Raw genomic sequence first — 16,474 nt, 5'->3', positions numbered from 1 at the left:
CTGCGGTCAAGCTGCAGAGACCGCGCATGCTAGACTGACTCTTTGTCTGCGCGCACTCCAGCACGCAGTTCGCACCCACTCCCTCTCTCGTCCGCCAACGGACGGCAAGAGTCGTGGGTGCAGACAAGGGATCTTGGGTGGGACCGTCCGGTTCCACGGTATTGAAGGAGACATCACCATGGCTGCTGTGTGCCAGGTGACTGGAGCAGTTCCCGGCTTCGGTCACAACATCTCGCACTCGCACCGCCGGACGAAGCGCCGCTTCGACCCGAACGTGCAGAAGAAGACGTATTACGTGCCGTCGCTGGGCCGCAACATCAAGCTCAACGTTTCGGCCAAGGGCATCAAGGTCATTGACGCACGCGGCATCGAGTCCGTCGTCAAGGACCTCCTCGCGAAGGGTGTGAAGCTCTAATGGCGAAGAAGGCTCAGGACGTCCGTCCGATCATCAAGCTGCGCTCGACCGCCGGCACGGGGTACACCTACGTGACGCGCAAGAACCGCCGCAACAACCCCGACCGCATCGTGCTCAAGAAGTACGACCCGGTCATCCGCAAGCACGTCGAATTCCGAGAGGAGCGCTGATCCATGGCTAAGAAGAGCAAGATCGCGCGCAACCTGCAGCGCCAGGAGGTCGTCGACCGCTACGCCGCGAAGCGCGCCGAGCTGAAGAAGGCGCTCGTGTCGCCGGAGTCGACCGACGAGCAGCGCGAGGCCGCTCGCGTGGGCCTGCAGAAGCTGCCCCGCAACGCGTCGCCCGTGCGTCTGCGCAACCGCGATGTCATCGACGGGCGCCCCCGCGGCAACCTCTCGAAGTTCGGCATCTCGCGTGTCCGCTTCCGCGACATGGCGCACCGTGGCGAGCTGCCCGGCGTGACCAAGTCGAGCTGGTAAGCACCCGCTGAACCGCGAAAGGCGGGAGTCCTCCGGGACTCCCGCCTTTCGGCGTCTACACTCGCCGCGCGGGCAATGAAAAGGGGGAGAGGATGCCGCTCGATCCGTTCTTCGTGGAGCGACTCCGCGTGCACCGGCGCTACCTGCTCGACAGGGCGCGTGCCTCGGCGAAGGCCCGGCTGATCGCGCTCTGGCCCTTCGGCCGCTCACGCTCGCCCGAGCCCCAGCCGCCCAAGGCCGCGGAGCCGTTCCCCTCCCGACCGTCGACGCAGGGACCGCAGGCCCGTGCCCGCGCCCGCCACCGCCGGGCCGCGCTCGCGTGGGATCGCAAGGAACTCGAGACGGTCGGCCTCGCGGGCCCCGACATCCCGATCGAAGAGCACCGCCTCGAGCTCGACGGGCTCGCGCCCTTCCGCGTGCGCATCTATCGCCCCGCGGAGCGCGGCGATCAGCCCGTGCCGGGCTGTCTGGCCCTGTTCGGGGGTGCCTTCCGCATCGGCGGCATCGACTATCCGACGACGGATGCCGGCTACCGCCACCGCGCCGCGGACTCCGGCGTCGCGATCGTCGCCGTCGACTACTCCCTCGCGCCCGAGCGCCGGTTCCCGACGCAGATCGAGCAGGCGTACGCCGCGCTGGAGTGGCTGTTCGACAACGCCGAGGGACTCGGCATCCGTCCCGACCGCATCGGGATCCTCGGTACCTCCGCCGGCGGCAACCTCGCCGCGGCCGTCACGCTCATGAACCGCGATCGCGCGGGGCGGCCGATCCGCCTGCAGGTGCTCGAGGTGCCGGTCACCGACCTCACCGGGCGGCATGTCGACCTCGCGGCGACGCGGGCACTCGGCATCCCGAGCTTCCTGGCGAAGCGCGAGATGCGTTCGGTCGCGAGCACCTACCTTCCGAACGCGCGCGACGCCAAGCGGCCCTACGCGTCGCCGCTCCTCGCGCCGAGCCACGCGGGTCTTCCTCCCGCTGTCGTGCTGACGGCGGAATACGATCCGCTGCGCTCCGACGGCGCCGCCTACGGGGCTGCCCTGCGCGCGGCGGGGGTCGAGGCATCCGTCGTCCTCTATCTCGGCGTCACGCACGACACCCCCATCTTCACCGGTGTGCTGCCCGCCGCCCGGCGCTGGCACGACGACATCGTGGCGGCGCTGCGGCGGCTGCACGACGAGCCTCAGACCCCGCAGGAGTAGGTCCCTCCAGGGCCCGCGGATCCGGCGACGGGGTCGCCTCACCGCCGGCAGGGTGGAATTGCCGCCGTTGTCAAGGGGAGCCGGATCCGACGTCACATCAGCCCCATTTGCCCCATGAGCACCTCGACACGCCGGTTATAACGCCGAAAATCCGCGGAAATCCGCGGAAGTCGGGTGTTCTCGGCTACATTCGAGGCGGTCGATCCGACCAGCCGGGGGGCGTCCGCTCCACCGGTCCCCGCAATATGAGGCGGCGACTCCGCCGCTGGAGGACAACCACATGGCCGACAAGTCCATCACCAAGACCGAACTCGTCGCGAGCATCGCGAGCGCGACGGGCCAGAGCCAGTCCGCCGTGTCGGGCGTGCTCGACTCCCTCTTCGCCACCGTCTCGGAGGCGGTCGCCAAGGGCAGCAAGGTCTCGATCCCGGGCTGGATCTCGTTCGAGCAGGTCGAGACGTCGGCTCGCACCGGCCGCAACCCGCAGACGGGCGAAGAGATCAAGATCCCCGCCGGCAAGCGCGTCAAGGTCACGGCCGGCTCGAAGCTCAAGGCTGCCGTCAAGTAAGACGCAGTCCTGTTCTCGAAGGGGGATGCCGCATGCCGCGGCATCCCCCTTCTGCATGCCGTGGCGCCGGCTCCGCATGCACGCCGAGGCATCTCGCTGCTGTATGCCGGGACGGGCCGGCTCCCAGCGGGACGCGCCTAGGCTGGATGGGTGAATCCCCGCTCGCTGCGGGCCGTCGGGCCTGCGATCCTCGTCGCGTCCGCGCTGGCCGCGCTCGTCTGGGGACTCGCGTTCGGCGGCGGGGCGGCACCGCTCGTGATCGGCGATGCGGGACCGATCGTCCGCTGGGGCCTTCCGACCGTGACGCTCGCGGTCAACCTGTCGGCCGCCGGCATGGTCGGTGCGCTCGTCACGGCCCTGTTCGCCCTGAGAGCGGGGGAGCGCGATTTCGACGCCGCCCTCGACGTCGCATCGATCTCGGCCGCGATCTTCACCGTCGCTGCCGCCGCGACGGGGTTCCTGACCTTCCTCGACGCCTTCAACCCCGAGCTCAGCGCCGCGCCCGAGTTCGGCGCCCAACTCGGCCGCTACCTCGTCGAGACCGAGGGCGGGCGCACGTGGCTCATCACGACGATCGCCGGCGCAGCGCTCACGGTGCTCGCGTTCGCCGTGCGTGGCTGGACCGCGACGCTCTTCGTCGCCCTCCTCGCCGTCGCGAGCCTCGTCCCGATGGGCACGCAGGGCCACTCCGGCGAAGAGGCCAACCACTCCGCGGCCGTCATGGCGCTCGTGCTCCACATCATCGCGGCCGCCGTGTGGCTCGGCGGCCTGCTGCTCCTCGTCGTCATCCGGCCGCTCGTCGGCTCGGAGCGGATCTCGACCGCGTTGTCGCGTTACTCGAGCATCGCCCTCGCGGCCTTCGTCGTGGTCGCGATCGCGGGCACCGTGCGTGCCGCGATCGGCGTGGGGGAGTGGTCGGCGCTCGCGAGCCCGTACGGCGTGCTCGTGCTCGTCAAGGTCGCCGCCCTCGTCGCGATCGGCGTCCTCGCCGCCTGGTACCGCCGGCGGCTCATCGGACGGATGGGACAGGATGCCCCGGCCCGCCGGTTCTGGTCGCTCATCGCTCTCGAGCTCGCCTTCATGGGCATCGCGAGCGGGGCCGCCGTCGCGCTCTCGCGCACGCCTCCGCCGACGAACTCGGGTCTGCCCGAGGTGCGCACGCCGGCCGAGATCCTCACCGGCGCCCCCCTTCCGCCCGAGCTGACGACCGCGCGCTGGTTCACGGCGTGGGACGTCGACCTGCTGTGGGCGTTCGCGGCGGGCTTCGGCATCTTCTTCTACCTCGCGGGGGTGTGGCGCCTCCATCGGCGCGGCGACTCGTGGCCGGTGCACCGGACGATCCTGTGGCTCGTGGGCCTCGTCCTGCTCTTCTGGGTGACCTCGGGCCCGGTCAACGCCTACCAGGACTACCTCTTCAGCGTGCACATGACGGGGCACATGCTGCTGTCGATGGCGATCCCCCTCGCGCTCGTCGCGGGCGCCCCCGTGACGCTCGCCGCCCGCGCCGTCCGCAAGCGGGAGGACGGCACGCGCGGCGGCCGCGAGTGGATCCTGTGGGCCGTGCACTCGCCGGTCTCGCGCGTGCTGACGAACCCCTTCGTCGCGGCGGCCCTCTTCATCGGTTCGCTGTGGGCCTTCTACTACACCGACCTCTTCCGCTGGACGCTCTACGACCACCTCGGCCACGAGTGGATGGTCGCCCACTTCGTCATCACGGGCTACCTCTTCGCGCTGTCGCTCATCGGCGTCGATCCGGTGCCGTATCGCCTCCCGTACCCGGGCCGGCTGCTCCTCCTCATCGGCATCATGGCGATGCATGCCTTCTTCGGCATCGTCATCATGATGCAGACGGGGCTCATGGTCTCGGAGTGGTACGGCGCGATGGGCCGCACGTGGGGAGCCACTCCGCTGCAGGACCAGTACGTCGGCGGCGGCGTCGCGTGGTCGATCGGCGAGATCCCGACCCTCATCCTCGCGATCACTGTCGCGATCCAGTGGAGCCGATCGGACGACCGGCAGCAGCGCCGGGCAGACCGCGCGGCCGACCGCTCGGGCGATGCCGAGCTCGAGGCCTACAACACCCGGCTGGCCGAGCTCGCAGAGCGCGACGCCCGCGCGGGGCGCTGACCCGCGGCATCCGCGCCGGGCGCTGACCCGCGGTATCCGTCCCCTCAGCCGGCCTTCGGCGGGGAAGAGGGGCCGTCGGGGGCTTCGTCGTCCCACTTCGTGCCCTCGAGGTCGCCGCGCAGTCGGCCGGTGAGCTCGTCGACGGCGGCACCGACCGTGGGTGCGAAGCGGTCGGGGGTGAAGCGGGACGTCATGCCGTACTGACGCAGCACGTCGACGACGGGATCCTTCATCTCGGCGATGACGAGGCGGATGCCGTGCGCCGACAGGTAGTCGTCGAGCTCGACGAGCTCGTCGATCGCGGTCGTGTCGATGTCGGTGATGGGCTCGGCGGCGAGGATGACGGTGTGGACGCCCGGCCCGGCGGCGCGCACGCGTTCGCGCACCCAGTCGTCGAACACCGCCCCGTTCGCGAAGAACAGCGGCGCGTCGAAGCGGACGATGACGATGCCGGGGAGTGTGCGCCCCCGGTCGGGGTAGCGGCTGAGGTCGTGGTAGCCGCGAAGGCCCGGCACGCGGCCGAGCTCGGCCTTGTACGGCCGCCAGGATCGGTTCACGAAGGCCAGCAGCGACAGGACGATCGTGACGAGGATGCCCTCCAGCACGCCGAACACGAGCACGCCGAGGAAGGCGGCGAGGGAGAGGGCGGCATCCACTCGATCCATCCGCCACAGCGCACGGAACCCCCGGATGTCGATGAGGCCCACCGCGGCGCTCATGACGACGGCGGCGAGCGTCGCGGAGGGGAGGAACTCCGTCACGCCCGGAGCGAGGAGGATGAATGCGAGGATGAGCACCGCGCCGACGAGCCCCGTGAGCTGCGTCTTGGAGCCCGCCTGTTCGGCGACGGGGGTGCGCGACGACGATGCCGAGACCGGGAAGCCGCCCAGCAGTCCGCCCGCGATGTTCGAGATGCCGATGCCCGACATCTCCTGACTGCCGCTGACGCTCTGCCCGCGCCGCGCGGCGAGCGTGCGCGAGAGGACGGCGCTGTCGGTGAAGGCGACGAGGGCGATGCCGGCGGCGGGAAGGGCGAGGCCCGCGACATCCGTCCACGCGAGGCCCTCGAGGGCCGGTGCGGGAAGCCCCTGGGGGAGGGCCCCCACGACGGGGAGCGCTCCGGAGAGGCCGAAGACGGCCGTCACGATCATCGCGAGCAGGACGACGACGAGGATGCCGGGGACCGGAGACTTGAGCCACCGGAGCAGCGCGATGACCAGGAGCGAGCCGACGCCGAAGGCGACGGCGAGGGGCTCGACCTCTCCCGCGCCGACGGCCTGGACGATGGCGACGACCTGCGACCACAAGCCTTCGGCGTCGGTGGAGAAGCCGAGGAGCTTCGGCACCTGCGACACGATGACGATGACGGCGATCGCGTTGAGGTACCCGACGCGGATGGGTTTGGACAGCAGGTCGGTGACGAAGCCGAGGCGCAGGATGCCCCCGAGGAGCAGCACGGCGCCGACCATGATCGCGAGGAGGCCGGCGAGGGCCACGGCGCGCTGCGCGTCGCCGAGGGCGAGGGGGAGGATCGCCGCGGCGATGATGGGTGCGAGTGCGGAGTCGGGCCCGAGCACCAGGATGCGCGACGGGCCGAAGATCGCATATGCCGTGAGCGGCACGATCGTCGCGTAGAGGCCGGTCTCGGGCGGGAGCCCCGCGACCTCGGCGTAGCCCATGCCGGCGGGGATCAGGAGCGCCGTGACGACGATGCCTGCGCGCACGTCGGGCCACAGCCATGCGCGCTTGTACCCGCGCGCGACGCCGATGCCGGGCACCCACCGCCGTATCCCGCGCGCAGCCATCGTCGCCTCCTCCCCGTCATCATGAAGGATGCCGCGCCCCGCCGCCGCCCCCGATCATCCGCCCCGGATGGCGCCCGAGCGCCCGGTCAGCGGGTGTCGGTGCCGGAGACGACGATCGAGGCGGCGCCGGTGGGGGTCACCGTGATCGTGCCGGTCATGAGGAAGGGGACGTCTTCGCTCACGTGCCGCACCCGGCCGTCGAAGAGCGAGCGGATGTCGACCTCGATGTGCGCCGTCGCCTCCGTGGTCGGAATCGTCCAATTCGCGCCGTCGGGCTCGACCGTGATGGCGGGCTGCTTCACGATCGACCACGCGGGGGCGGTCGAGATGCGGTCCTCGACCGTGTACCCGAACGGACAGGCGGTCGGCATGAGCACCTTCTGCGTCGCGCACGATGTCAGGAACTCGTCGACCCGCTGCTGCACGATCGCCACGAACTGCTCGGTGGGCTCGGCCTGCACGCTGACGGTCGTGGACTTCAGCGGCGAGTCCGACAGGACGGCGACGCCGCGGGTCGACGAGATCGCCGTGTCGACCGAGACGGAGTAGACGCCGGGTGAGAACACGAGCAGCGGAAGGGGTGCGACGGGATCGGCATCCACGCCGTCGATCGACACCTGCCGCTTGTCGATCGTGAAGCCGTTGACGTCGAAGCTCATCGATCCGAGCACCGTCAGGTCGACGACCGCGAGCGGGCTCCGCGCGAAGCGCCACGTCGGGGCGACGCCGACCTGGCCGTTGCTCTCGACCTCGAAGGTCGTGCGACCGGGGTAGGGGCCCGCCTTGTAGGCCACCGTCACCTCGGTGATGTCGCCGTCGGTCGTCTCGGACACGACCTCGACATCGGTGAGCTTCGCGAGGGCGGCGCTGCGCAGCAGCGCCTCGGACGCCTGCGCGGGGAGGCCTGCCGCCTCGAGCTCCGCCGAGTCGACGGCGACCCCCGGCACGGCGAGGGCGTCGGCGGCGTGGCCGTCGGAGAGCAGGCCGAGATAGCGCTGCACGAACGCCGCGGGACTGTAGAACTCGCGGTAGAGCACGGCGCCGCCCGCGACGACGGCCCCCGCGAGGAGCACGCCGACGACACCGAGGAGCGTCAGGTCGAGCGCGAGCGGGGCGCGGCGGCGGGGCTTCGCGGCGGCGTGATCGGGGAGGACGGCATCCGGTGCGACGGGAGCCGAGGCATCCGTCGTCGCCCGCTCCGAGCCGAGAACGGGAGCGGTGGTCACGTCAGCGGCGGGGCTCGCCGAGCGGGCCGAAGACGCCTGCGCGCCTTCTGGGCTGGTCTCCACGGCCCCCCGATCCACGCCTCCAGTGTAGAAAACGGCAACCGGGAGACTTCTGAACGGTCATACCCGCGAGGTGGTCCCGCTGCGCATGTGCCCGCGTCGCCATGACCGCGGGCGCCCGCGCCGCCATGCTGTCGAGCGTCCGCGGACGCCGTGCCGCGGCCGCTCCTCCACACCGGCCTCGCACCGGCGCGGTACGGATCGCCGAGCGCGGAGGGGGCGAGGCATCCGTTCGGCTCGTTACCATGAATCGGTGATCGCGCCGCCTCTCTCTCGCGAGCAGGAGGCGCTGTTCCGGCTCATCGAAGACACCCGCGAGCACGTGTTCGTGACCGGACGCGCCGGCACCGGCAAGTCGACGCTGCTGCAGCACCTCGCGTGGAACACGTCCAAGCAGATCGCCGTGTGCGCGCCGACCGGTGTCGCGGCGCTCAACGTCGAGGGGCAGACGATCCACTCGCTCTTCAAGCTCCCCCTCGGAATCCTCGGCTCCCACGACGAAGACCAGTCCGACGCGACCCGCAAGATCCTCAACGCGATCGACACGCTCGTCATCGACGAGATCTCGATGGTCAACGCCGACCTCATGGACGCGATCGACAGGGCCCTCCGCAAGGCCCGCGGGCGGCGCGGCGAGCCGTTCGGCGGCGTGCAGATCGTCATGTTCGGCGACCCGTACCAGCTCGCGCCGGTGCCGCCGCGGGGCGAGGAGCTGCGGTACGTCCGCGACCATTACCGCTCGTTCTGGTTCTTCGACGCGCACGTGTGGACGGGAGCCGCGAGTCCCACAGGCCCGCGGGCGGTGACGGATGCCGCGTCCCTCGACGGCTTCGCGGAGCTCGGGCCGTTCGGAGCCGAACTGCACATCCGCGAGCTCGTCGACATCCACCGGCAGGCCGATCCGGGGTTCAAGGCGCTGCTCAACGCCGTGCGCCACGGGATCGTGACGGCCGACATGGCGAAGATCCTCAACGACACCGGCGCGCGCACACCGCCCGCGCCCGTCGACGGCGAAGTGCCGATCATCACGCTGGCCACGCGCAACGACATCGTCAACAACATCAACCGCCGCCACCTCGATGCGCTCACGGGCCGGGTGCAGACGGCGAACGCCGAGATCAACGGCGACTTCGGGCGCGGCGACACGTACCCCGCCGAGGTCGAGCTGCAGCTCAAGATCGGGGCGCAGGTCATGTTCCTCCGCAACGACGTCGCCTCCTTCGCCGAACCGCCCCGCTGGGTCAACGGCACGATCGGCACCGTCACACGGATCGCGGGCGGCTCGGTGCGGGTCGAGGTGGAGGGGAAGGAGTTCGACGTCGAGCCCGCCGTGTGGGAGAAGTTCCGCTACTCCTACGATCCGGGGTCGCGCTCGCTGTCGCGCGATGTCGTCGCGGAGTTCACGCAGTTTCCGCTGCGCCTCGCGTGGGCCGTGACGATCCACAAATCGCAGGGCAAGACGTACGACCGCGCGATCATCGACCTCGGCTCGGGAGCCTTCGCGCCGGGGCAGACCTACGTCGCCCTCTCGCGGCTCACCTCGCTCGAGGGCCTGTACCTCACCCGGCCGCTGCGGCCGCGCGACATCCAGGTCGATCCCGATGTGCGGCGCTTCATGGCCGACGTGCGGCGAGAGGCCGCCGCGCGTCCCGCGTGAGCAGCCTCTAGGCGTCCCGCGTGAGCAGCCTCGAGGCCCGCGTCCCGCCTACCCGGCCCGCGTCCCGCCCCCGGCGCCGGCCTCAGGCGACCTTCGTCGCCTTCGCGGCGGCGAGGTCTTCGAACAGCTCGGTGTTGAGGCGGTAGGCGAGAAGCACCTCGTCGATGACGCGCTCCTGCTCCGCGGCATCCCACGGAGCGCAGTCGAGCTGCTCGCGGTAGACGTCTTTGAAGGCCTTCGGGTCGGCGATGTCGTCGAAGAGGTAGAACCCGATGCCGTTCGTCTCGAAGCCGAAGCGGCGCGCCATGAGGCGCCCGATGAACTGGCCGCCCGAGAGGTCGCCGAGATACCGCGTGTAGTGGTGGGCGACGAAGCCGCCCGGCCACGTGGCGCCCACCTGGCGGATGCGGTCGACGTAGCGGCGGGTCGTCGGCAGCGCCTCGATGCGATCGCGCCAATCCGGGCCGACGAGGAACTCGAGGTCGGCTTCGAGGGCGGGCAGTCGCGTGAGCTTGTCGCTGATGAACACGGATGCCACGGGGTCGCGGCGCATGCGCTCGGCGGCCGCCTCCAGCGCGTCGTAGATGAACCAGTGCTGCACGACGAGCGAGACGTAGTCGTCGCGCGTGCCGTCGCCCGTGATCAGGTCGGCCATGAAGCCGGCGTGCTCGCTCGTCGAGTGGGCCGAGCTGGCACGCTCGCGCAGGGCGGTGGAGAACGGGACCGGGTCGCTCATACCTTCATACTAGCTCAAGGTAAGGACGACCTAAGTTGGAATCCGTCAGTCGTGCGGGCGCGGCTCGACGCCCAGCCGCGCGCACGCCTCGTCGTACAGTGCGACGAGCTGCCGGCGCACCTGCGGCCGCTCGGTGATGGCACCGCCGGGCCACGGCACCCGGATCGATTCGGCGCCGCCCTCCGCCCGCTCGGCGGTCCATTCGCCGCCCTCGCCGTCGAATCCCGTCATCGTCGCCGCGGTGTAGGCGGCCTCCGGGCCGAACGCCCGCGCGATCAGGAGATTGTCGCCGGTGTGGTCGGCGTTCATGTGGCCGAGCACACCGGTGACGACGGCGTCGTCGAATCGGAACGTCATGCGCATAGCCTAGAGAGGTACCGAAACGGTAATCCCACGTGCCTGTGTTTAGATGAGTGAAAGATCACTGGGGGGTGAGAGCTTGAGGCATCCTGGCCGCCATCGTCGTGCCTACGGCGTGATGGCGTTCGCCCTGGCTCTGAGCCTGGGCCTCGGCGCGTGCTCCGCACCGCCGGCCGCCCACGTGGATCTGCCGGAGCAGACGGACGCGAAGCTCTCGGGCGACGTCGTCACCTCCTTGCAGGATGCCGTGACCCACGCCATGGCGGCGACCGGCTCGACCGGTGCCGTCGTCGGCGTCTGGGCCCCGTGGGCGGGCGCCTGGGTCACGGGCCTCGGCACCGTGCAGCCCGGCGGAGCGGGCAAGGCCGTCTCAGCCGACGCGGAGTTCCGCGCCGCGCAGCTCACCCGGCCCATGATCTGCGACGTCCTCTACGCACAGGTCGAGCGTGGCACGGTCGCCCTCGACGATCCCGTGACGCAGTGGGTGTCGGGCGTCGCCGATCTCACCGACGTCACCCTCGGGCAGCTCTGCGACGGCACGTCGGGCATCGGCTCCTACGCGGGCCAGCTCACGCCGATGTGGCTCAAGAAGCCCGATCGCGTCTGGAACCCCCGAGAGCTCGCGAGCTACGGCCTCGGCCTCGAGCGCTCGACCGAGCCGGGCGCCGCCTACCGCGACTCCGACGCGGGGTACGTGCTCCTCGGCCTCGCCCTGGAGAAGGCGACGGGGGAGCCGGCGTCCAAGCTCCTGCAGGAGTACGTGTTCGACCGCCTGGGCATGGACGCGACAGCGCTCCCGGCATCCGCCCCCGATGACGCCGGCGTGCTCCCCGGATACGTGTCGCTCCCGCTCCCCGAGGGCGGCCTCGACTGTGCCGCGCCCACCGACATCACGATGCTCTCGCCGAGCACGGGGTACACCGACTCCGGCGTCGTGACCGACATCCACGACCTCGGCCTCTACACGCGCGCGCTCGCCTCCGACGCGCTCCTGCCCCAGGGCTTCGACAGGCTCGCGCACGAGATGCCGGCCTACGACGGCGCCCCCTCGTGGCTGACCGTCGGCGGCGGGGTCTATCACGCCGGTTCGCTCATCGGGCAGTACGGGTCGGTCCCCGGCTACGCGACGGCGGCCTTCGCCGATCCCGAGACGGGCCTCACGGTCGCCGTGGTGCTCAACAACTCCGCCGCCGGCTCCGCTCCCGCGGTGTGGCTCGCGTGGGAGCTCGCGGCGCTCGCATCGAAGGCTCCCGCGGCGTCCGGCAAGACCGCCCCCGAGGCGGGGCTCCCGTGGACGGCTCAGCAGTACCACGACTCCATCACGGGCGCCGCGGTCTGTCCGCTCCCTTGAGCCTGTGAGGGCGCGAACCGGCCAGACGCCTGCCATCCTCCTCGTCGTCGCGGGCCTCGCCTGCCAGGAGGTCGGCGCTTCGCTCGCCGTGCTGCTGTTCCCGCGGGTCGGACCGCTCGGGATGGTGATGCTGCGGCTCGTCTTCTCGGCGATCGTGCTGATGCTCATCGCGCGGCCGAGACTCCGCGGCCACTCGCGCGACGGCTGGCTGGCGGTCGCCGGCTTCGGCCTCGTGCTGGCCGTCATGAACGGCCTGTTCTACCTCGCGCTGGAACGCCTTCCGCTCGGCGTGACCGTGACGATCGAGGTGCTCGGTCCGCTGACACTCTCGATCGTCGCCGCGCGGCGCGCGTCGGCCTGGGTGTGGGCGGCCGTCGCATTCGCCGGCGTGCTGGCGCTCGGCGGCGGGGGCTGGGAGCGCCTCGACCCCGTCGGCGTCCTCTTCGCGCTCGGCGCCGCGGCCAGCTGGGCGTTCTACATCCTCTCGTCGGCCCGCGTCGGGCGGGAGTTCCCGCGGCTGGACGGACTCGCGCTCGCCATGACGATCGGCGCCGTCGTCGCGCTGCCCTTCGGCATCGCCTCCGCCGGCGAGGCGCTGCTGCGCCCCGAGATCCTCGCGCTCGGCGCGGCGGTCGCGATCCTCTCCTCGACGATCCCGTATGCGTTCGAGCTCATCGCGCTCCGCCGGCTCGCGGCATCCGCCTTCGCGATCCTCATGAGCCTCGCCCCCGCGACCGCAGCGCTCGCGGGGTGGCTGCTGCTCGGGCAGCAGCTGTCGTGGCTCGAGATCCTCGGCATCGCGCTCGTCATCGCCGCGAGCATCGGGGCGGTGCGGTCGTCGCAGCGCGCGGCGCGCGAGACGGCTGAACCGCTCGGATGACGGATGCCGCGAGACGGGTCTGCCCTCGGGTGACGGATGCCGCGGCATCCGTCGATCACCGCCTCAGCGCCGCGCGATCGTCGACCCGCGGATGACGAGGCGGACGGGGAGGGGATGCGTGCCCTCGCCCATGTCGACGCCGTCGATCGCGTCGAACACGCGCTGAGCCGCGTGCCGGCCGAGCTGCTGCAGATTCGCGTCGATGCTCGTGAGCTCGGGCCGGGAGTTCGTGGCGAGGATCTCCCAGTTGTCGTAGCCGATGACGGCCAGGTCGTCGGGCACGGAGCGCCCGAGGTCGCGCGCCGTGTCGAGCACGCCGCGGGCGATCTGGTCCGACCCGCAGAAGATCGCGTCGACATCGGGGTGCCGTGCGAGGAGCATGGCCGCGGCATCCCGACCCCAGTGCTCCGACCAGACGGAGAACATGGGGTCGCCCACGAGCTCGAGCCCCGCCGCATCGAGGGCGGAGCGCGCCCCCGCGAGGCGGTCCTGCGCCGCCGCGTAGTCCGGGTCGCCCGTGATGTGGGCGATGCGGGTGCGGCCGCATGCGATGAGGTGCTCGATCGCCATGCGTCCGCCGGCGTGGTTGTCGGGGACGAGCGAGAGGTCGCGCGGATCGTCGGAGGGCGCGTAGACGTAGACGACGGGGACGGGGATCTCCTGCCCGAGCGAGGGGCGTGGATCGGTCTGGCGGCCCACGACGATGATGCCGTCGACGCGCCTGCTCAGCAGCGCCGAGAGATGGTGCTGCTCGCGGATCGCGTCGCCGCGCGCGTCGCACAGGAAGACACTCACCTTGCCCGCTCCGAAAGCGTCTTCGGCGCCCATGAGGATCGGGATCATGAAGCGACCCTCGAGATCGCTCGTGAGCAGGCCCACCGTGCCGGTGCGCCCGGCCAGGAGGCCCCGTGCCATCGCGTTGGGGGTGAAGGCCAGAGAGTCCGCGGCGTCGCGCACGCGCTGACGCGTCGCGGCCGCGACATCCCCCCGCCCGTTGAGGGCTTTCGAGGCGGTCGCGATCGACACCCCGGCCACTCGGGCCACGTCACTGAGCGTCGCGGCTCGCGCGGCGCCTTCGGCTGAGAGCATCGTTGCCTCCCCTCGATGCGGAAACGGTATCGGATCGATGTCTTGACCGACCCTACATAGTCACGATAACGTCCCGAAAGGGATTTCGGGTTTTTCGAAATCCGTACCTGTGGAAAGCGGACTGCACCCGACCCGGACGTGGCCGCTTCCGCTCGATGAAGAGCAAGAGGAGACAGCATGACCAACGTTCGGCGCAGCAGCCGCACGGCCGTCAGGGCGCTTGCGGCGATCGCCGCGACGGGTGCCCTCGTGGGCGGCCTCGCGGCTTGCTCGGGCACCGGCGCGGCACCCGCACCGTCAGTCTCGATCGGCCCCGACGGCGCCGACGACGGCTCGACACTCACCCTCTGGACCCGCGCTCCGCTGGAGAAGCAGGCCAAGCTGCTGGTGGAGGCGTACAACGAGAGCCACGACAACCAGGTCGAGCTCACCGTCGTGCCCAACGACGACTACGTCGCGAAGGTCGGCGCGGCCGCGGGGTCGGGGGGACTCCCCGACCTGTTCGCCGCCGACATCGTCTACGTTCCCAACTGGGTCGAGCAGGGTCTCTTCCAGGACCTCAGCGCGCAGATCGACGGGCTCGAGTTCAAGGACGAGATCAACAAGGGGCACCTCGCCGCCGGCACGAGCGACGGCAAGGAGCACGTCCTGCCGTTCGTGCTCGACCTGTCGATGCTCTTCTGGAACAAGGAGCTCTACGCCGAGGCGGGCCTGGACCCCGAGAAGGGACCGACGAACCTCACGGAGTACGCGGAGCACGCCAAGGCCATCCAGGCCCTCGGCAAGGACGGCGTCTACGGCACCGCGACAGGCCTCAACTGCGGCGGATGCCTCGTCTTCACGTGGTTCCCGACCGTGTGGGCGGCCGGTGACCAGGTCATGAACGAAGACGGCACCGAGTCGCTCCTCAACGGCGAAAGCGCGCAGGCGACCTACGCCATGTGGAAGGACCTCTGGGACTCGGGCGCGGTGCTGCCCAGCTCCAAGGACGAAGCCGGCCCCACCTGGACCGCGGGCTTCACCGAGGGCAACGTCGGCCTGATGTTCTACCCCGCGACGCTGCTGTCGTCGACGCCGTTCGACGTCGGCGTCGCCGGCATCCCCGGCCCCGACGGCGGCGAGTCGACATTCGTCGGCGGTGACGGCATCGGCATCTCGAAGGACTCGAAGAAGGCCGCGCAGGCGTGGAACTTCCTCAGCTGGATGATGTCGGAGGACGCGCAGGTCGAGGTTCTCGCGAAGAACAACGACGTCGTCTCGCGCGCGGACCTCGCCGACAACAAGTACGCCGCGAAGGACCCCCGGCTCGTGACGATCAACGAGGTCGCGGGCAAGGGCGACACCCCCGTCGCGCTGAACTTCCAGCAGGCGTTCAACGCACCCGGCAGCCCCTGGCTGACCCTCGTGCGCAATGCCGTGCTGCAGGGGACCGACACGCTCGACGCCGACAACGACGCGATCACCGAGATCCTCCAGCAGTGAACCCCGTCGGGGGCGCGTAGCGCTTCGCGCCCCCGACGCCGGACCACGAGGGCGGCGGGTCTCGTCATCCGCCGTCCTCCCCGGACCCCAGCACAGAAAGCCACTCATGGTCGCCGACACCATCGCCGCACCTCCCGTGCAGCCGACTCGCCCCGCGCGCCCCCGGCGCTCAAGCCGAGCCCGGCGCGAAGCCCTGCGCGGGTGGGGCTACGCCCTCCCGACCGCCGCCTTCGTCGTCTTCGTCTTCCTCGTGCCGCTCGGGCTCGTGCTGAAGATGTCGGGCTCGGACTGGCCGCTCCTCGGCGGCGACCGCGGCTGGAACTTCCCCGAGAACTACGCCGATGCCGTCGACCACCGCCTGTTCTGGGACTCGATCCGGTTCACGCTCACCTACACGGTCATCACGACGATCCTCCTCGTCGGTCTCGGCCTCGGGCTCGCGATGCTCGTGCAGGAGTCGACCCGGTGGAAGGCGTTCCTGCGCACGTCGTTCCTCGTGCCGAGCGCACTGGGCCTCGCCTCGGCATCCCTCCTCTTCTACGTCCTCTACTCCCCGTATGCCGGACCGTTCGCCGACCTCATGCAGGCGTGGGGCTTCACCTTCCTCGGGAGCCCGGAAGGCGCCCTGTGGTCGACGGTCTTCCTCATCGTGTGGCGCTATGCGGGCTTCTACATGCTGCTGATGCTCGTGGGCCTCCAGGGCATCCCCGACGACGTCTACGAGGCCGCGCGCATCGACGGCGCCTCGCGGTGGCAGACCTTCCGCGACATCACGCTTCCGCTCCTGCGCCCGACGTTCGCCCTCACGATCGTGCTGTGCGTCACCGGGTCGCTCCTGGCGTTCGAGCAGTTCTACATCCTCACCAAGGGCGGGCCGGACAACAGCACCATGACGATCGTGCAGCTCATCTACAACGTCGCGTTCCAGGGCCAGAACGACCTCGGCGTCGCCGCCGCGATCTCGGTCATCGTGCTCATCGCGCTCATCGTGATCAACGTGTTCCAGCTGCGCGCCTTCCGCCGCCCCGAGGAGGGCTGAC

The 16,474-nt window shown here is 70.7% G+C and carries 16 protein-coding genes; 11 read left to right on the top strand and 5 right to left on the bottom strand.

The genetic code is table 11. From position 1 onward, the window contains the following. Positions 1-178: 178 nt before the first annotated feature. The 6 genes from rpmB to ACSBPH_RS10280 all read left to right on the top strand — a co-directional run bounded on the left by rpmB (position 179) and on the right by ACSBPH_RS10280 (position 4,788). Positions 179-415, top strand: coding sequence for a 50S ribosomal protein L28 (rpmB, locus tag ACSBPH_RS10305; protein ID WP_047543954.1), 237 nt, complete (start codon positions 179-181; stop codon positions 413-415). Continuing rightward, entirely contained in the window at positions 415-585 is a 171-nt protein-coding gene (gene rpmG, locus ACSBPH_RS10300; RefSeq protein WP_005051772.1) for a 50S ribosomal protein L33, read from the top strand. Before rpmB ends, rpmG begins: the two co-directional genes overlap by 1 nt. A gap of 3 nt (positions 586-588) precedes the next feature. Then, positions 589-894 (top strand): 30S ribosomal protein S14, encoded by a 306-nt coding sequence (gene rpsN, locus ACSBPH_RS10295; RefSeq protein ID WP_442574254.1) that lies wholly within the window; start codon positions 589-591, stop codon positions 892-894. Positions 895-986: 92 nt separating this feature from the next. Then, on the top strand, positions 987-2,093 hold the full coding sequence (locus tag ACSBPH_RS10290; protein ID WP_442574253.1) for an alpha/beta hydrolase: 1,107 nt from the start codon (positions 987-989) through the stop codon (positions 2,091-2,093). Between the two features lie 280 nt (positions 2,094-2,373). Continuing rightward, the gene (locus ACSBPH_RS10285) at positions 2,374-2,661 is read left to right on the top strand and encodes an HU family DNA-binding protein (protein ID WP_442574252.1); all 288 of its coding nucleotides are present in this window, start codon (positions 2,374-2,376) and stop codon (positions 2,659-2,661) included. A gap of 150 nt (positions 2,662-2,811) precedes the next feature. Continuing rightward, the gene (locus tag ACSBPH_RS10280) at positions 2,812-4,788 is read left to right on the top strand and encodes a cytochrome c oxidase assembly protein (RefSeq protein WP_442574251.1); all 1,977 of its coding nucleotides are present in this window, start codon (positions 2,812-2,814) and stop codon (positions 4,786-4,788) included. A 44-nt stretch (positions 4,789-4,832) separates the two neighbouring features. Here the strand turns inward: ACSBPH_RS10280 and ACSBPH_RS10275 are convergent, their stop codons facing one another. Both ACSBPH_RS10275 and ACSBPH_RS10270 read right to left on the bottom strand, forming a co-directional pair. Further along, entirely contained in the window at positions 4,833-6,593 is a 1,761-nt protein-coding gene (locus ACSBPH_RS10275) for a SulP family inorganic anion transporter (RefSeq protein WP_442574250.1), read from the bottom strand. Between the two features lie 86 nt (positions 6,594-6,679). After that, positions 6,680-7,897 (bottom strand): hypothetical protein, encoded by a 1,218-nt coding sequence (locus tag ACSBPH_RS10270; protein ID WP_442574249.1) that lies wholly within the window; start codon positions 7,895-7,897, stop codon positions 6,680-6,682. Positions 7,898-8,132: 235 nt separating this feature from the next. Here ACSBPH_RS10270 and ACSBPH_RS10265 point away from each other — a divergent pair, with 235 nt between their 5' ends. Beyond that, the gene (locus ACSBPH_RS10265) at positions 8,133-9,536 is read left to right on the top strand and encodes an ATP-dependent DNA helicase (RefSeq protein WP_442574248.1); all 1,404 of its coding nucleotides are present in this window, start codon (positions 8,133-8,135) and stop codon (positions 9,534-9,536) included. Between the two features lie 82 nt (positions 9,537-9,618). Here ACSBPH_RS10265 and ACSBPH_RS10260 read toward each other — a convergent pair whose 3' ends face one another. Continuing rightward, complete coding sequence (locus tag ACSBPH_RS10260) at positions 9,619-10,272, bottom strand: heme oxygenase (biliverdin-producing) (RefSeq protein ID WP_442574247.1); 654 nt, start codon at positions 10,270-10,272, stop codon at positions 9,619-9,621. 45 nt (positions 10,273-10,317) lie between these two features. After that, positions 10,318-10,629: a DUF2470 domain-containing protein gene (locus tag ACSBPH_RS10255; protein WP_442574246.1), complete on the bottom strand. Its 312-nt coding sequence runs from the start codon at positions 10,627-10,629 to the stop codon at positions 10,318-10,320. 121 nt (positions 10,630-10,750) lie between these two features. Here ACSBPH_RS10255 and ACSBPH_RS10250 point away from each other — a divergent pair, with 121 nt between their 5' ends. Both ACSBPH_RS10250 and ACSBPH_RS10245 read left to right on the top strand, forming a co-directional pair. Continuing rightward, positions 10,751-11,983 (top strand): serine hydrolase domain-containing protein, encoded by a 1,233-nt coding sequence (locus ACSBPH_RS10250; RefSeq protein ID WP_442574245.1) that lies wholly within the window; start codon positions 10,751-10,753, stop codon positions 11,981-11,983. A 4-nt stretch (positions 11,984-11,987) separates the two neighbouring features. Next, positions 11,988-12,863: an EamA family transporter gene (locus ACSBPH_RS10245; protein WP_442574244.1), complete on the top strand. Its 876-nt coding sequence runs from the start codon at positions 11,988-11,990 to the stop codon at positions 12,861-12,863. Positions 12,864-12,926: 63 nt separating this feature from the next. Here the strand turns inward: ACSBPH_RS10245 and ACSBPH_RS10240 are convergent, their stop codons facing one another. Next, on the bottom strand, positions 12,927-13,952 hold the full coding sequence (locus tag ACSBPH_RS10240) for a LacI family DNA-binding transcriptional regulator (protein WP_442574243.1): 1,026 nt from the start codon (positions 13,950-13,952) through the stop codon (positions 12,927-12,929). Between the two features lie 177 nt (positions 13,953-14,129). Here ACSBPH_RS10240 and ACSBPH_RS10235 point away from each other — a divergent pair, with 177 nt between their 5' ends. Then, entirely contained in the window at positions 14,130-15,434 is a 1,305-nt protein-coding gene (locus ACSBPH_RS10235) for an ABC transporter substrate-binding protein (RefSeq protein WP_442574242.1), read from the top strand. A 106-nt stretch (positions 15,435-15,540) separates the two neighbouring features. Then, the gene (locus tag ACSBPH_RS10230; RefSeq protein ID WP_442574241.1) at positions 15,541-16,473 is read left to right on the top strand and encodes a carbohydrate ABC transporter permease; all 933 of its coding nucleotides are present in this window, start codon (positions 15,541-15,543) and stop codon (positions 16,471-16,473) included. Position 16,474: the final 1 nt, after the last annotated feature.

The sequence above is a fragment of the Microbacterium sp. F51-2R genome (assembly GCF_052180235.1).
Classification (GTDB): Bacteria; Actinomycetota; Actinomycetes; order Actinomycetales; family Microbacteriaceae; genus Microbacterium.
This window is presented reverse-complemented; position numbering and strand designations above follow the sequence as displayed.

What these genes read in the sequence shown, in the direction of transcription:
- ACSBPH_RS10230 (WP_442574241.1), top strand. Translation starts at nt 15,541, where the DNA reads ATGGTCGCCGACACCATCGCCGCACCTCCCGTGCAGCCGACTCGCCCC.
- ACSBPH_RS10260 (WP_442574247.1), bottom strand. Translation starts at nt 10,272, where the DNA reads ATGAGCGACCCGGTCCCGTTCTCCACCGCCCTGCGCGAGCGTGCCAGC.
- ACSBPH_RS10285 (WP_442574252.1), top strand. Translation starts at nt 2,374, where the DNA reads ATGGCCGACAAGTCCATCACCAAGACCGAACTCGTCGCGAGCATCGCG.
- rpmB (WP_047543954.1), top strand. Translation starts at nt 179, where the DNA reads ATGGCTGCTGTGTGCCAGGTGACTGGAGCAGTTCCCGGCTTCGGTCAC.
- ACSBPH_RS10290 (WP_442574253.1), top strand. Translation starts at nt 987, where the DNA reads ATGCCGCTCGATCCGTTCTTCGTGGAGCGACTCCGCGTGCACCGGCGC.
- ACSBPH_RS10255 (WP_442574246.1), bottom strand. Translation starts at nt 10,629, where the DNA reads ATGACGTTCCGATTCGACGACGCCGTCGTCACCGGTGTGCTCGGCCAC.
- ACSBPH_RS10275 (WP_442574250.1), bottom strand. Translation starts at nt 6,593, where the DNA reads ATGGCTGCGCGCGGGATACGGCGGTGGGTGCCCGGCATCGGCGTCGCG.
- rpsN (WP_442574254.1), top strand. Translation starts at nt 589, where the DNA reads ATGGCTAAGAAGAGCAAGATCGCGCGCAACCTGCAGCGCCAGGAGGTC.
- ACSBPH_RS10235 (WP_442574242.1), top strand. Translation starts at nt 14,130, where the DNA reads ATGACCAACGTTCGGCGCAGCAGCCGCACGGCCGTCAGGGCGCTTGCG.
- ACSBPH_RS10240 (WP_442574243.1), bottom strand. Translation starts at nt 13,952, where the DNA reads ATGCTCTCAGCCGAAGGCGCCGCGCGAGCCGCGACGCTCAGTGACGTG.
- ACSBPH_RS10250 (WP_442574245.1), top strand. Translation starts at nt 10,751, where the DNA reads ATGGCGTTCGCCCTGGCTCTGAGCCTGGGCCTCGGCGCGTGCTCCGCA.
- rpmG (WP_005051772.1), top strand. Translation starts at nt 415, where the DNA reads ATGGCGAAGAAGGCTCAGGACGTCCGTCCGATCATCAAGCTGCGCTCG.